Origin of the sequence: Prosthecobacter sp. (assembly GCF_014879935.1) — a bacterium.
In the GTDB taxonomy this organism is placed as follows: Bacteria; Verrucomicrobiota; Verrucomicrobiia; order Verrucomicrobiales; family Verrucomicrobiaceae; genus Prosthecobacter.
Genome location: NZ_JACSRD010000137.1, coordinates 47,659 through 62,565, shown reverse-complemented (window position 1 = coordinate 62,565; position 14,907 = coordinate 47,659). Strand labels below are relative to the sequence as shown.

Here is a 14,907-nt window from a genome sequence, read left to right as displayed (position 1 = left end):
TCCGACTATCGCGCCGAACGTCAGTCGTCTTGCACCACCATGAAATCTGTCAGCGCCATCATCCTTCTTGGTTTGTTCTCCATTCTGCCTCGTCTCGATGCCGCGCCGCCGAATGTCCTCCTCATCACCGCCGACGACCTGCGCCCCGAACTCGGCTGCTACGGCTCGGTGGCCAAGACGCCGAACCTCGATGCCATCGCGGCACGCGGCACCACGTTTACGAAGGCCTACTGCCAGCAGGCGGTGTGCAATCCCAGCCGCTCCAGCATGCTCACCGGCCTGCGACCGGGCACGCTGGGCCTCTACGTCAACGGCACGCACTTCCGCGAGTTGAAGCCCGACGTCACCACGCTACCGCTGTGGTTCAAGGAGCACGGCTACACGACGCGCTGCAGCGGCAAGCTCTTCCACAACTGGCACACGAAGGAAAAAGGCGACGCGCGCTCCTGGTCCGCGCCGGAATTCCTCCACTACGCCAACCACGGCGAAGACACGCCGCAGATCAGCGGCCCGCTGCCGGAGAATCACGCAAAATTCAGCGAAGGCCTGCGCAAGTACGGTTCCGTGGGCATGTGCGAGAGCTACGACGTCCCCGACAAGGCCTACTACGATGGCCGCGTCGCTGCCGAGGCCGTGCGCATCATTCATGAGCTGAAAAACGGGCCGTTTTTCCTCGCGGTTGGCTTTTGGAAACCGCACGCGCCGTTCAACGCGCCGAAAAAATACTGGGACCTCTACGACCGCGCCCAAATCCCCGCGCTGAACCCGGCGCGCCCTGCGCACGCGCCCGAGATCGCCTTCCATCAGAGCACCGAGATCCTCGGCCCGCCCGACCAGCAAAAGCAGCCCACGCCGGAGCAGATCGCCGAGATGCGTCATGGTTACTTCGCCGGCATCAGCTACGTGGACGCGCAGGTGGGGAAGGTCATCGCCGCGCTGAAGGAGCACGGCCTGCTCGACAACACCGTGATCGTCTTCTGGGGCGACCACGGCTACCACCTCGGCGAGCACGGCCTGTGGGCCAAAACGAGCAACTTCGAGCTCGATGCACGCGTGCCGTTCATCATCGCGCCACCACAGACCAAACAACGCGGCGTGCAAACCGCCGCGCTGGCCGAAATGCTCGATATCTTCCCCACGCTCAACGCCCTTTGCGACCTGCCCGCCGCACCCGGTCTCGAAGGCACCAGTCTCGTGCCCGTGCTCGATGATCCATCGGCCATTGTGAAACGTGGAGCCTTCACGCAGCATCCGCGTCCCGCCTACGCCGACCGCACGCCATCCAAACAACCTACCGCGATGGGTTACAGCGTCCGCACCGCCAACTGGCGCTACACCGAGTGGCGCAACTGGCAGACCGGCGCGATCGAGGCCCGCGAACTCTACGACCACACCTCCGACCAGCCGGAACTCGACAACGTCATTGCTAAGCCGCCGGACCAGGCCGCCCTCGGAGAGGCGGAGAAGCTGCTTCGTTCGCAGTTTCCGCTGAAGAAGTGACTCTTCATCGTCTCACGCGAGAATCTCCTTCAATGCCCCTCGGCTGTTTCACAGCCGTGATCTTGCCACTGTGGCCACGTGTCTTTGTAATGGATAAAGGAAAAATCCTTTGCCAGCAGCCCTCCACACTGCCCGCAACGATTGAGAGCTATCCAATTGGCCATTTCATTCGATCGCGGAGCACGTCCGCAACTCACGCAGCACACTCCGGCTTCACGGCTCACACTTCGTTCGATTCTGATGGAGCCGACTGCGCACACTACAATCAGCGCAACTAAAGGACCTGCGAACAACAGCACAGCGATCCATGCCTTCCATCCTGTGTAAATCAGCGGGATGCCAAGTCGTTCACAGGCAAGGCAGGCTGTGATCTGAACTCCTAAATAAAGCCCGAGAATGATGTCCATCCGTGATTTCCACCTGGACAGTCGACCTGGTAGCGAAGCAGACAGATCCTTCGCTTCAAGGAGCGGACGCCAGTCCATTCCGCACACCATGCAAACTCCACGGGGAGGCTGTTCAGTGCGTGACGCAGGTTGGGACGACGTAGTTGGCATTGTTTGGTGATTATCAGACTATAGCGTCTTCATGCGAGGATCTCCTTCACGACTTTCCCCTTCACATCCGTGAGTCGGAAATCACGACCACCGTAGCGGAACGTGAGCCTCTCGTGATCGAGGCCGAGCAAGTGCAGCATTGTCGCGTGCAGATCGTGGATGTGGACTTTGCCGTCGATGGCTTCGATGCCGAGATCGTCGGTCGCGCCGTGGATGTGGCCGGCTTTCACGCCACCACCGGCCATCCACATGCTGTAGCCTTTGTTGTTGTGCCCGCGACCGTCCTGCGTGGCGTCGTCAGGCGTGCGGCCAAACTCACCTCCCCAAAGCACGAGTGTGTCCTCCAGCAGACCACGCTGATCGAGATCGTGCAGCAGTCCGGCGATGGGTTTGTCGATTTGCGAGCAATTACGTGTCATGCCGCTTTGCAACGAGCCGTGCAGATCCCACTCCATGTGGCTGATCTCGATGAAACGCACACCCGCCTCGGCGAATCGACGCGCAAGCAAGCACTGGCGGCCAAAAGTCTCCGTGGGCGATTTGTCCGCGCCGTAGAGTTGCAGCGTGGCTTTGCTCTCACTGCTCAGATCCATCACGCGCGGCAGCTCGCCCTGCATGCGAAAGGCGAGCTCGTAGGATGAGATGATGCCTTCCACGCGCGGATCGCCGGTTTGTGCGAGCAAATCGCGATTCATCGCCTGCAACAAGTCGAGTTGCTGACGCTGCGCGACGTTGTCGAGCCTCGAATTGGTGATGTTGCCGAGTTGAAGCTTCGCGCCGGGCTGATTCGCGTTGCCGAGCAACGTCGCGGAGGTGGACGCAGGCAAAAACGCGCTGGAGTAGTAACTCAGGCCGCCGAGCGCGGTGAGCGGATTGATGCTGATGAAACCTGGCAGGCTCTCGTTTTCCGATCCGAGCCCGTAAACCGTCCACGAGCCCATCGACGGCCGAACAAACTGAAAACTTCCCGTGTGGAGCTGTTGCAGCGCCTGCGGATGGTTTTCGTTGTCCGTGTGCATGCCGCGCAGCACGCACAGCTTGTCCGCCTGCCTCGCCAGCTCCGGAAACAGCTCCACGATGTCGATGCCGCTCTGTCCATGCTTCGCAAACTTCCAACGCGAGCCGAGCATCTTCGTTCCTTTGTTCCTCCCCGGCTCACCATGCCGCCGCGTGAGCTCCGGCTTCGGATCAAACGTCTCCATGTGCGACGGCCCACCGCGCATGCACAGAAAAATCACCCGCTTCGCCAGCGCCGGAAAATGCGAAGCCATCCGGCCCTCCCCGGACGCCATACCTGCAAACGCGAGATAACCAAACCCTGCGGAGGCTTGCTGAAGGAGCTGACGGCGTGAAGTCATGACACAAGAGTTGTTTATCTCACAACGCGAAACTCCGCGCTGGCGATAATGGTTTGGCAAAGACTGGTCCAGGCGGTCTCGGGGCCGCCGGTTTTCAAATACGCGAGCGCACGAGTTTGCTCCGCAGCCGTCGGAGGGCGTGAGAAAGCACGCTCGTAAAGCCTGCGCAGGCGCTGCGTGTCGTCGGTGAGGCTCGTGTCACTGAGCAGACGCGTGGCGGCGTGGCGCGCCTGCTCCAGCACCCAGGCGTTGTTCATCAAAAAGAGCGACTGCGCGGGCACGAGGCTCTCCTCGCGCTGCGCCACGGGCCGCTCGGGTGGTGCGAAGTTGAAGAGCGGGAACATTTCCGGCAGCGTGCCTCGCACCACGGGTAGGTACACACTGCGATGATGATCCACGATGGCCTCGACCGTCAGGAAGGGCTTGAAGGTGAAAAGCTCCGCGTCCTTCTGCGGATGAAAACGGTCGAGAAACTGCCGCTGCGGCGGATACGGGTCCAACTGGCCGCTTAGCGCGAGAATTGAGTCGCGCAGCACCTCCACCTCGACCGGACGCGGTGCCATGCGCCAGAGCCAAACATTGTCCGGATCGCTCAGCGTCGCGTTCTCCGAACGATCCGTGCTTCGTTGATAAGCCCTACTCAGCACGATCTCGCGAATGAGCTTCTTCACACTCCAACCCTGCTGCATGAAGCGCACCGCGAGGTAATCGAGCAACTCGGGATGGCTCGGCTTCGCGCCGTTCACGCCAAAATCATCCGGCGTGGTCACCAAGGCCCGACCAAAGAGCTTCTGCCACACGCGGTTCACCATCACGCGGGCGGTGAGCGGATTGTCGCGATGCGTGAGCCACTGCGCGAGTTCCAGACGGCCGCTTTGCGTCTTCGCAGGCGGTTTGGCACTGGGAATCGAGATCACCTGCAAAAAGCCGCGCGGCACCGTGTCACCGAGACTCGTCGTTTCACCGCGAAGGTGGATGCGGCAGTCCGAAATGGCCTCGCGATCACGTGCGCCCATCGTCCAGGCCGGTTGCGGCGGCGCGACGTCTTTGAGCGCCTCCACGTCGTCTTCGAGTTTTTTGATTGTGACGTTCCACTCGGCGATCTCGGCCTCCATGGCCTTTAAATCGGCGTCTGCCTTCGCTTTGGCCTCTCCCGTGGCCGATTCGACTGCACGCTTCGCCTCCGGCAGACGCTTCTGGATGCGATAGCGATAGCGATCGCTGCGCGCTGTGTGCATGGCGAGCATGTCGGCATCCAGCTTCGTGAAGTAAGCGAGCGCAGCCGGAGCAAGCTTTTGCCCCGCCTCACCACCGAGCGCGTGAAACTCGGTGTGGTGAAACATCGTCGTCTTGATGCCACGCGGCCCGTGACCGTAAAGCGGCTGCGTGCTGCGCAAAATGCCCGCGATGGCGTAGTAGTCGGCCATGGGAATGGGATCGAATTTGTGATCGTGACACCGCGCACACGCCACCGACAAGCCAAGCACCCCACGCCCGATGACGTCGATCTGCTCATCGACGACATCCATGTGAAACAGATCCTGCTTCAGCTCCTCAAAGGCCTTCGCGCCCAGCGCCAGGAAGGCCGTGGCCGTGAGTCGCTCATCTCGCTGCGCGTTGTCCTTCGCCGGCATCAAATCGCCCGCGATCTGCTCTTGGACGAACACATCGTATGGCTTGTCCGCATTGAACGACGCGATGACATAGTCGCGATAACGCCACGCGTGGTAGTTCATGACATTGCGGTCGCGCCCGTTGCTGTCCGCATAGCGTGCAATGTCCAGCCAGTGCCGCCCCCAGCGCTCGCCGAAGTGCGGACTCTTCAACAACGTATCAACAACGTCGGAAAGGTCCGACCGGTCCGACAAGTCAGACGGCGGCAGCCCGGTCAAATCCAAGTAAAGCCTGCGCACGAGCGCCGCCCGACTCGCAGGCGCGTTTGGCTTGAGCTTTTTCTCCGCCAGCTTCGCCTCCACGAGACTGTCGATGCTCGCACCGGGCACGATTTGAGGTGGTTGGAGGCTCCAGAGCTTCCGGCCTTCCTCCAGGCTCAATCCAGCGGCTATCGCGGAAGTTCCCGCGAGTGCCAAAATGAAAACCAAGGTGCGAAGGCTCATGACGGGCTCATTTTACCTCCGCGGCCATTTCCAGCAGCGCATTCATGAGTTTCACGGAGGCCTGCGACTCCGTGTTGTTCGTGCCGGGCCACGTTTCGTAGCCGCCGAGCTCAAAGTGACGCGGTGTGGGCATGTAGCCGTAGTAACCGTGCGCCAGCTCGACCATGAAGGACTTCGCAAAAGGACTGCGCTTGCGGAATTCGACGCCGGTCTCCGCAAAGGTCTCGCAGGGCGATGAACCGATGCAGATGTCGCCGATGCGCAGGATCTGCGCGGGGAATTTGGTCTCCGGGCTCGCTTGGGCGAGGCGTTGCACGCGTCCGGCATAGGCCAGCGGCAGATCCGCCTTGCCGCCCTGGATGCGCGGAGCCTTGGCCTCAGTTTCCTTGGCCCATGCGATGAGTTCAGCCGGGATGCTGCGCCATTTCACATCGAGTTCGCGATAGCGTGAGGCCAGCAGTGCCTCGCTTTGCCATTTCAGATTCTGCAAAGTCGCGTGCACCTTCGCCGCGACGTCCTCGGCGACGTAGCGCATCTGCTCATACGGCTTTTTGCGCGGCTGCGGCGTGCGGAAGTTGACGTTGTTCGCATCGCCGCTGGTGCCGTTGGCCATCATCGCGACAAACGGCGGGTACTCGCCACCACCGGTCTGCAGTTGCTTCAAAGCCTCGCAGTAGTAGCCGTAGTAGTCGGCCGAAATGTCGGCGCCATTCACGCCGCCGACGTAATGCAGCGAGTAAGCCGAATACACCGAGATCATGCGTCCGCCGGGCTCGCGTAGCGCGATGATGCTGATCGTGGGATCAGGTTCGCCAGCCGGCTCGACGAGCGCTGGATTGCCCGCGCCGGGATTCATCTTCACCTTATCGATCTTCCCGAAGGGATTCGGCGGCATGGAGCCTTCTTTGAGAAACCAACGGCGGATGTGCACATGCTCCGGTACGTCCACGGTGCCAAACGCGATCTCCGCCGGACGCAGCAGGTTTGCCGCGCGCCGCACCCCGTCCGCGATGCGTCGCGCGACGAACTTCTGGTAATCCGTGAGTTCAAAGTCCGAAAAATAGCCGCGCACCGGTCCGCCGAGCGCATTGACGGCGGAATGCGTGTGCGTGCCGGAGATCAGCACGTTCGCCGCCGGGATGCCAGTTTCCGCCTCGATGAACTCGCGGGCCTTCAGCGACACGCTGCGATGCAGGCCCAGCAGATCGCACACCACCAGCGCCAGCTTTGTTTTCCCGTCATCCAGCACAAGGCATCGCGCATGCAGTTCATCGTGAATGTGCGTGCAAGGGAAGGGGGCGAAACCGCCGACGACTTCACCGCCGAGCTCCGGCGTGATGTTCGATGTGGCCGCGCCCGCACGCAGCGGCGCGTCGGCGGCATGCAGGGAGAAAACAGCAGTGAAGAAGAGAAGGGCGAGCGTGCGCATGCGGTCAATACAGCGGCCGCGCCGGCTTTTTGTCACGGGCTTTGTCATGTCCTCAGGCAACCCATCACCCGATGCGATGCCAAGGCCATCGTGCGCACGGAGTTGAATGGCGGTCGAGGTGGTTCACGTCTCGAACCGCCGTCAATGGAAGTCATGGGAGTGCGAGCCGATGACCGCGCTGAAGTTCAGCGCCTCGATGTCGAGCGCATAGACGGAGATGACGTTTTCGACGTTCTGCAAGGTGCCTTTGATGAGCAGAAACGGCTCCTGGGTGATGACGAGCCTCAGCCTCTCGAACAACTCTGAATGAACGAAGGCGTTGGAGATGCCGGTTTCGTCCTCGAGGCTGATGAAAACGTGCCCATTCGCGGTGCCGGGCCGCTGACGGCAGATGACCTGCCCGGAGATCGAGACAGGCTGGCCGTGGCGCATGCTTTTGAGATCGCTGGCACGGCACACCTGTGAAATCCGGCCGCGCATGTAGGCCATCGGATGCGGGCCGGTGGTGAGGCTTTGCGTGTGATAATCGGCCTCCAGACGTTCGGTGGGAGACATCGGCTCCAGCGCGGATTTTCCGTCAGAATTGCCAGATATGCCGCCATGGGAGAACAGGTCTGCCTCCCGCGCTTCCTCCACACGCCACAGGGCGCTGCGACGATGATGCCCGAGCGCATTCAGCACTCCCGAACTGGCGAAAACACGGCGTTCATCCTTCGGCAACGAGCAACGCAGCAGAAAGTCATCGAGATCGCGCCAGGGTCGCTGCTTGCGCTCCGCCAGGATGCGCCGCAGCGAATGGCGGCTGACGCCGTTCAACTGATTCAAACCCAGACGCAGGACATCGTCCGCCTCCACCGTGCAGTTCAGCTCTGAGTGCACGATGCATGCGGGCCGCACCTTGATGCCACGTGCCTTGGCATCGCGCACGAGCGTGGCGCGGGAGTAGAAACCCATGGGCTGGTTGTTGAGCAGCGCGGCGTAGAACTCGACCGGACGGTGCACCTTGAACCACACACTGGCATACGCGAGCAGGGCGAAGCTGATGGCATGCGACTCCGGGAAACCATACAAGGCGAAGGAGCGGATGGATTGCTCCACGCGGTCCTGCACCTCCTTCTCCACATTTTTGGCCTCCATGCGGTCGCGCAGCTTCTTCATCACCTTTTTCATGCGCTCATCGGAACGATGAAAGCTGATGGCACGGCGCAGCTCGTTGGCCTCGCTGCCATCGAAATCAGCGATGCGCATGGCCATCTGCAGCACCTGCTCCTGGAACAACGGCACGCCCAAAGTCCGCTGCAGGATGTCCTCAAACATGGGATGGATGCACTCATGCGGCCCGGGCAGGCCACGCCGCCTGAGATAAGGATGCACCAGATTGCCGACAATGGGTCCGGGACGGATGATGGCCACTTCGACCACCACATCGTAAAACTCCTTCGGCTTCATGCGCGGCAGCGTGGCCATCTGCGCCCTGCTTTCGATCTGGAAGACACCGATCGTGTCCGCCTGCTGCATCATTTCATACGTGGCGGGGTCGTCCTTCGGGATGCGGGTGATGTCCACCGGGCGTCCGCGTGCCGCGCACATCTTTAGCGTGTCCTCAATGGCCGCCATCATGCCGAGACCGAGCAGATCGACTTTGATGATGCCTAGGTCCTCGCAGTCGTCCTTGTCCCACTGCACCACGACGCGTCCGGGCATCGACGCAGGTTCCAGAGGCACGATTTTGTGCAGTCCGGCCGTGCATAGCACCATGCCGCCGCTGTGCTGGCCGAGATGCCGCGGCAGCCCGTAGGCGAGGCGATACAGCCGCACGAGCGAGGCCATGCGCGGATGCTCGTCCGGCAGTCCGGCACGTCTCAATTGCTCATTCAGCTCCAGCGTGTGCTGGTAGTCGCCGTGGGGATACAGGTCGCTGAAGCGGGCGATCACATCTTCGGAAAGGCTGAGGGCCTTTCCCATCTCCCGGATCGCGCTGCGGCCGCGATAGGTGATCACATTCGCCGTCATGGCAGCACCGTGTGGGGCAAAGCGACGATACATCTCCTGGATGACGCGTTCGCGTTGATCGCCGCTCGGCAGATCGAGATCGATGTCCGGCCAGCTCTTGTGGCCCTCGCTGAGAAAGCGCTCGAACAACAGCCTGCCCTTGATGCCGGCGATGGGATCGAACGCCGTGATGCCGAGTGCGTAGCAGACCGCGCTGTTCGCCGCGCTGCCGCGTCCTTGCACGAGGATGCCGTTGTCCCGGGCAAAACGAACGATGTCCTGGATGATGAGGAAGTAGCCGCAGAAGCCGAGCTTGCTGATGATGCGCAACTCGTGCTCGAGCTGGTTTTTGATCTCCGAAGTCAGCTTTGGATAGCGTTCGCGAGCACCCGCGAAGGTCCGTTCACGCAAAAACGACTCGGGATCGCGTCCTTCGGGCACCTGGCAGGGAAACTCGTAGCCGAGATTCTCCAGTGAGAAGTCGATGAGATCGACCACGCGCTGGGTGTTGTCGATCAACTGTGGCATGTCCGCGAAAAGGCCGCTCATCTGCTCACGACCCTTCAGATGACGCTGGGAATTCGCCGCCAGCAGCAATCCGGCGCCATCCAGGCTTGTGTGGTTCCGCAAAGCGGTGAACGCATCCTGCAACAGGCGGCCTTCACGTCTCGCGTAACCCGGCCCGTTGCTGGCGACGAGGTGCAGGCCGCTGCGTTCGGCCAGTTCGATGAGCTGCCGGTTGCGTCGTGCCTCGCCACGCACGCGATGCCGCTGCAATTCGACGAACACGCGCTCCTTTCCGAAAAGGCGGGTGAGTTTTTCCATCACTTCCGGAGCGGAGGCAGGATCACCGGCCAGCGCACGGTGCAAAGGCGAATCCTCATCGCCGCTGAGTGCGATGAGGCCTTCGGCAAAGGACTCCAGCTCATGCCACTCGATGCGGCTCTGGCCTTTCGGCGCACGCAGCTTTGCCATCGTGAGGAGCTGGCAGAGATTTTGATAACCGGTGCGTGTGGCCACCAGCACCGGTTGTGCGCTGCCATCGTTCATTGTCAGTTCGGCTCCGACGATGGCCCGCAGACCGAGTTCCTGCGCCTTGTGATGGGCACGCGCGGAACCATACACGCCATCGCGGTCCAGGAGGGCGAGGTGGCTCATGCCGAGCTCCGCCGCACGTGTGACCATCTCCTCCGGCGATGATGCGCCGCGAAGGAAGCTGAAAGCGCTGCGAGCATGGAGTTCCGCGAAGGCCATGACGCTATCCCAGGGTGCCCTCCAGCAGCCAGACACCGTTTTGCCGCGCGAGCTGATGGATCGTGCCATCATCAGTCTGCACGGCCCACACTTCCTTGTCCCAACGCGTGTTCGCGTCCCACCAGTCGCCTGACAAAAGCCATGGCCCTTCTGCATGGGCGATGATGTGATGCACTCTTCCTTGGCGAAACTCTCCCGGCCTGCCTTGAACCATTCTCACTTCGACCGTGGGTGACGGCCGCCGCCGGCGCAGCGGCATGCCAGCGGGTTTGTGGATGATGTTTGATGTGTCGGACATCGGTTCGCTGAAGCCGACGATCTGGAATGCATCCGTGCGGCGGCTGGGCAGCAGGCAGGCCCGCCCCACGCATCCCGCACCGAGCAGCGCTTCCAGTTGCGTCAGCGTTTCCGCGAAGCGGTTCGGATCACGCAGCGCACGCTCGAAAAGCTGGCCCTGGCTGCCAGCGGGACGCACCGGCCTGACCGCCAGTGCCACGAATGCAATGGGAGCCGCGGCGCTGAGGCCGTCGAGATGCACATGCAACACCCGAAACAGCAGCTCCACATCCCGCACAGGCTCCGCCACGTGCAGTTCGCGATGATGCTCCGTCTTGTCCTCAAATCGCAACGTCAGCAGGAGCGACGCGGCGACGAGCCAGACATCCGCCAGCCGTTCGCACAGCCCCTGCAACAGCCGGCGCAGGATGAAAAGCAGCGGCTCCAGGCACTCGACCGGATGCTCCAGGTCCATCTCCTCATGAAAATCCACCGCCGGCCGCACGAGCTTCAGCAGCCGCTGGCGTCCTCCCGTGGCCATGTCCCATAAAAGACGACCTTCACGTCCGAGTCGTGCGGTGACATCCGCGCGCGGCAGTTTGATCAGGCCACCCAGCGTTCGCACACCCCACAGTGCCAGCACCTCCTGCACGTCCGCGGAAGGACGCAGCACTGAAACGGGCAGTTCATGGAGAAAGCGGGCCTCGTCGTCTTCATGACGCAAAACGATCACCGGTCGTGCCGCTTGCGCGGCCAGCATGGCCAGATCCGCGTTCGTAGCGAAGCCCACACGCGCATCGAGCTGCCGTTGCCGCAGCTGCTCGCATATTTTGAGGCCGTTCGCCTCTTCCCGACCTGCTGCCTCACGCCGCCGTCGCAGATCCAGCACACAGCAGCCAGGCAGCGTGGCTTCGTGGTCAGGAGTCCACTCGGAGGCGCACTGCAGCAGGTCACGCTGGGCCTCCGCCTCTTTCACGGCATCACGATGCAAAAAGAGCAGCGCCGAGCACCGTGCCTGTGCCTGGGATGCAGTCATGCCCGCGTGAATGCCCTGATGCTCCGCCGCTTCGCTCGCGTGCAGGATGCGTTCCTTGTCACGCGAACCGGCGGATGTCTCATCCAGCAGCACCACCAGCGGTTTCTTCTGCTTCATCGGCTGTGCACGCAGCACCGCCTGCAGTTGAAACCGTGGAAGCCAGAGCGCCGCGAACATGACACATCACCTCCTCCTCAAGCCGTGGCCTTGAGCCCTTCCGGCATCACCACTCGTGGGCGCTGGCGGTCCATCCGCACCGGCAGCGCACTCAGCAATACGGAGCGTTCCTCATATTGATCCATCAGGTTCCAGCGATGCTGCAGCAGCACGCGCGTCTGCGCACAACTCACCGCACGCACAGGTGTGAAGACGCACAGGCACACGCCGCTTTTCTCCGCCAGCATGCGCAGGCGGTGCCACACGCTCGATGGCAGCCCCTGCACGGCACGTGCCGGGTGCGATTGCAGATCCAGCACGATCAGTGGGATGTTCCCATCGCGCAGCAGGAGGTCGCAGGCGCGAATCGCCTGCGCGGGCTCACGGCAGCGCACCCACAGCATTTTCTCCAGCGCAGCCGCAGCGAGGCTCCAGGGATCGAACGCATCCGACCCGTCCACCAAGGCCGTCAGTTCCCGGCACGTGTCCTCCCTTTCCAGCAGACCGGCGATCAACACCCCTCCGCCACAACTGCCAGTGGCAGCGACGACCTCCGTGATGGCCCCTTTGCGCAAGCCCAGCGCCTCCACGCACGAAACCTTGGTCGCAGCGGCCGCTGGAGCATCGCACGCAGGCAAATCGGCATGCGCCTCTGGAAAACGCGCCTTCAGAAAGTCCCTGAAAGCGATGATGTTCAGCGGTGAGTCGATGCTGTTCACGTGAACAATCTACAGTCCCAACCACGATGTGGCAAGTTTAGCATTTGAGCCATGTCGTCCCAACCGCCCGACCGGCGTCAAATGCTCCCCACGGGCGAATAAAATCAGCGCACGAGCAACAGCAGGAGGTCCCGAAACGTCTCCTGCCCGTGAAACGCCTCGTTGCATGCCTGTTGCTCGCCGTCTCCGCTCATGCGGAGGATGGCACGGCGTTCTTTGAATCGAAGGTGCTGCCCATCCTTCAGCAGCGCTGCTACGATTGCCATTCGCACGAATCCAAGATCAAAGGCGGACTCGCACTCGATTCGAAATCCGGCTGGCAAACCGGCGGTGATCACGGCGCGGCCATCACACCCGGGAACGTCTCGAAAAGCCTCCTCGTCGAAGCCGTTCGCTACACGAATCCGGACATGGAGATGCCGCCGAAAGGCAAACTCGCCGCCAACGAGATCGCAGTGCTCGAAAAGTGGGTGTCGATGGGCGCGCCAGACCCACGCTCAGGCGCTGTCGTGAAAGCGACCGGCATCAACATCGAAGCCGGAAAGCAGTTTTGGGCCTTCCAGCCCGTGCGCGATTCACAGCCACCTGCGGTCAAAAACACGAACTGGCCCGTGAATGACATCGATCGCTTCATTTTGGCCAAACAAGAATCCGCCGGCCTCGCACCCGCGCCGGATGCCGAAGCACACACCTGGCTGCGCCGCGTCTATCTCGATCTCACCGGCTTACCGCCCACGCCGGAGGAAATCACCGCCTTCATGTCGGATCTGTCCGACAAGTCCGATCCGTCCGAAGCGCAAACACGCATCGTGGACAAACTACTCAACAGCCCGTCCTTCGGAGAACGCTGGGCGCGTCACTGGCTCGACCTCACCGGCTACGCGGACCAGATCGGCACCTCGAACAACGTCTTCGCCGAGCATGCATGGCGTTATCGCGACTACGTCATCCGCGCCTTCAACAGCGACAAACCTTTCGATCAGTTCATCCGCGAACAAATTGCCGGAGACCTCATCGCTCCGACGGCGGACAGCATCACCGCCACCGGCTTTCTCGTGCTCGGCGACGTCGAAATCGTCGCCGTGGATAAATTGAAGATGGAGCATGACCTCGTCGATCAGCAGGTCAGCAAAATCGGCACCGCCTTCCTCGGGATGACGCTCGGCTGCGTGCGCTGTCACGATCACAAATTCGATCCCATCGCGCAGACGGACTACTACGCGCTCGCGGGCATGTTCCGCAGCACCAGCAGCACCTACAAAACCGACAACGGCGTGTGGAGCAGCGTCCACAAGGCCGATCTGCCCGAAACACCCGCGCAGAAGGCCGCCCGCGAAAAACAGCTCACCCATCACGAATCACGCCTCCAAGCTCTTGAAGCCGATTTGAAGGCCAAAACGGCCGAAAAAGCCGATACGAAGGCTCTGAAGGCCCAAATCGAGCACGCGAAGTTTTTCGCGCCCAACACGCCGAAGGCCTTCGCCGTGCACGATGTCGAAAAACCAGCCGACATGCGCATCACCATCCGCGGAAACCCGTATGCGCTCGGCGAACCCGTGAAACGCGGCACACTCCGCGTCGCGAACTGGGCCGATTTTCCGCCGATCCCGCCAAATCAAAGCGGCCGCGTCCAACTCGCCGAGTGGCTCACCGACTCGCGCAATCCTCTCACCGCTCGCGTCACCGTGAACCGCATCTGGCAAAAACTCTTCGGCGAAGGCCTCGTGCGCACCGTGGACTACTTCGGCACCCGCGGCGAAAAACCCACGCACCCCGAACTCCTCGATCATCTCGCCGCGCAGTTCATGAAGCACGGCTGGTCGCAAAAGCGCCTCATTCGTGAACTCGTGCTTTCTCGAACTTACCGGCAAGCGTCCGACCGGTCCGACTTGTCTGACAAGTCCGACGAAAACCGCCTCCTGACACGCATGAACCGCCCGCGCTTGGATGCCGAGGCCATCCGCGACGCCATGCTCGCCATCAGCGGCCGTTTGATGCCCTCCAGCGGCGGCACAGCGCTCCCACTCGAGTTTCCGGAGAATGTCAGCAGCCTCAATCCCGGCGCGGTGAACCCTCCCGCGTTCAGTTTTAAAAAGACGCGCCCCATTCAGGAGTTCGAGCGCACGATCTACCAGCCCGTCATCCGCACCGCCGCTCAACCTGGCTCCGCACGCCTGCGCGATGTCTTCGACTTCACCCAGCCCGCGCAGATCGCCGGAAAACGCGCCGAAACGGCCGTGCCCACGCAATCGCTCTTCCTCATCAACAGCGACCTCGTCCGTGCCCGCGCCACCGACATCGCCAAACTCGTCACGCAGGCCGAACCGAACCCCGGCGCACGCCTCGAAGCCCTCTGGCTCCGCATCCTCAGCCGTCCCATCACCAGCACCGAGCGCGATGAGGCGAATGCCTTCCTCGAATCGCTCCCCGCCGACAAAGCCTGGATCGAACTCACCCACGCCCTCCTCGCCTCGAACGAGTTTTTGCTGCGGTTATGACATCCTCACGACATG

At 62.0% G+C, this 14,907-nt stretch carries 9 protein-coding genes; 2 read left to right on the top strand and 7 right to left on the bottom strand.

What is annotated here, in order from left to right:
- Nucleotides 1-39 precede the first annotated feature (39 nt).
- Nucleotides 40-1,500, top strand: coding sequence for a sulfatase (locus IAE77_RS11755; RefSeq protein ID WP_294226534.1), 1,461 nt, complete (start codon nt 40-42; stop codon nt 1,498-1,500).
- Nucleotides 1,501-1,529: 29 nt separating this feature from the next.
- On the opposite strand, the gene IAE77_RS11750 is transcribed toward IAE77_RS11755, so the two are convergent.
- The 7 genes from IAE77_RS11750 to IAE77_RS11720 all read right to left on the bottom strand — a co-directional run bounded on the left by IAE77_RS11750 (nt 1,530) and on the right by IAE77_RS11720 (nt 12,394).
- The gene (locus tag IAE77_RS11750; protein ID WP_294226532.1) at nt 1,530-1,907 is read right to left on the bottom strand and encodes a hypothetical protein; all 378 of its coding nucleotides are present in this window, start codon (nt 1,905-1,907) and stop codon (nt 1,530-1,532) included.
- A 179-nt stretch (nt 1,908-2,086) separates the two neighbouring features.
- Nucleotides 2,087-3,415, bottom strand: a complete 1,329-nt coding sequence (locus tag IAE77_RS11745) for a DUF1501 domain-containing protein (protein WP_294226530.1) — start codon at nt 3,413-3,415, stop codon at nt 2,087-2,089.
- 14 nt (nt 3,416-3,429) lie between these two features.
- Nucleotides 3,430-5,532, bottom strand: coding sequence for a DUF1549 and DUF1553 domain-containing protein (locus IAE77_RS11740; RefSeq protein WP_294226528.1), 2,103 nt, complete (start codon nt 5,530-5,532; stop codon nt 3,430-3,432).
- Between the two features lie 7 nt (nt 5,533-5,539).
- Complete coding sequence (locus IAE77_RS11735) at nt 5,540-6,961, bottom strand: hypothetical protein (RefSeq protein ID WP_294226526.1); 1,422 nt, start codon at nt 6,959-6,961, stop codon at nt 5,540-5,542.
- A gap of 141 nt (nt 6,962-7,102) precedes the next feature.
- Nucleotides 7,103-10,207 (bottom strand): error-prone DNA polymerase, encoded by a 3,105-nt coding sequence (locus IAE77_RS11730; RefSeq protein WP_294226523.1) that lies wholly within the window; start codon nt 10,205-10,207, stop codon nt 7,103-7,105.
- 4 nt (nt 10,208-10,211) lie between these two features.
- A complete protein-coding gene (locus tag IAE77_RS11725) occupies nt 10,212-11,696 on the bottom strand; it encodes a DNA polymerase Y family protein (protein ID WP_294226520.1) in 1,485 nt (494 codons plus the stop codon).
- 17 nt (nt 11,697-11,713) lie between these two features.
- On the bottom strand, nt 11,714-12,394 hold the full coding sequence (locus IAE77_RS11720; RefSeq protein ID WP_294226517.1) for a hypothetical protein: 681 nt from the start codon (nt 12,392-12,394) through the stop codon (nt 11,714-11,716).
- A gap of 149 nt (nt 12,395-12,543) precedes the next feature.
- On the opposite strand from IAE77_RS11720, the gene IAE77_RS11715 reads away from it, so the two are divergent.
- Nucleotides 12,544-14,892 (top strand): PSD1 and planctomycete cytochrome C domain-containing protein, encoded by a 2,349-nt coding sequence (locus IAE77_RS11715; protein WP_294226515.1) that lies wholly within the window; start codon nt 12,544-12,546, stop codon nt 14,890-14,892.
- The last annotated feature ends 15 nt before the right edge of the window (nt 14,893-14,907 follow it).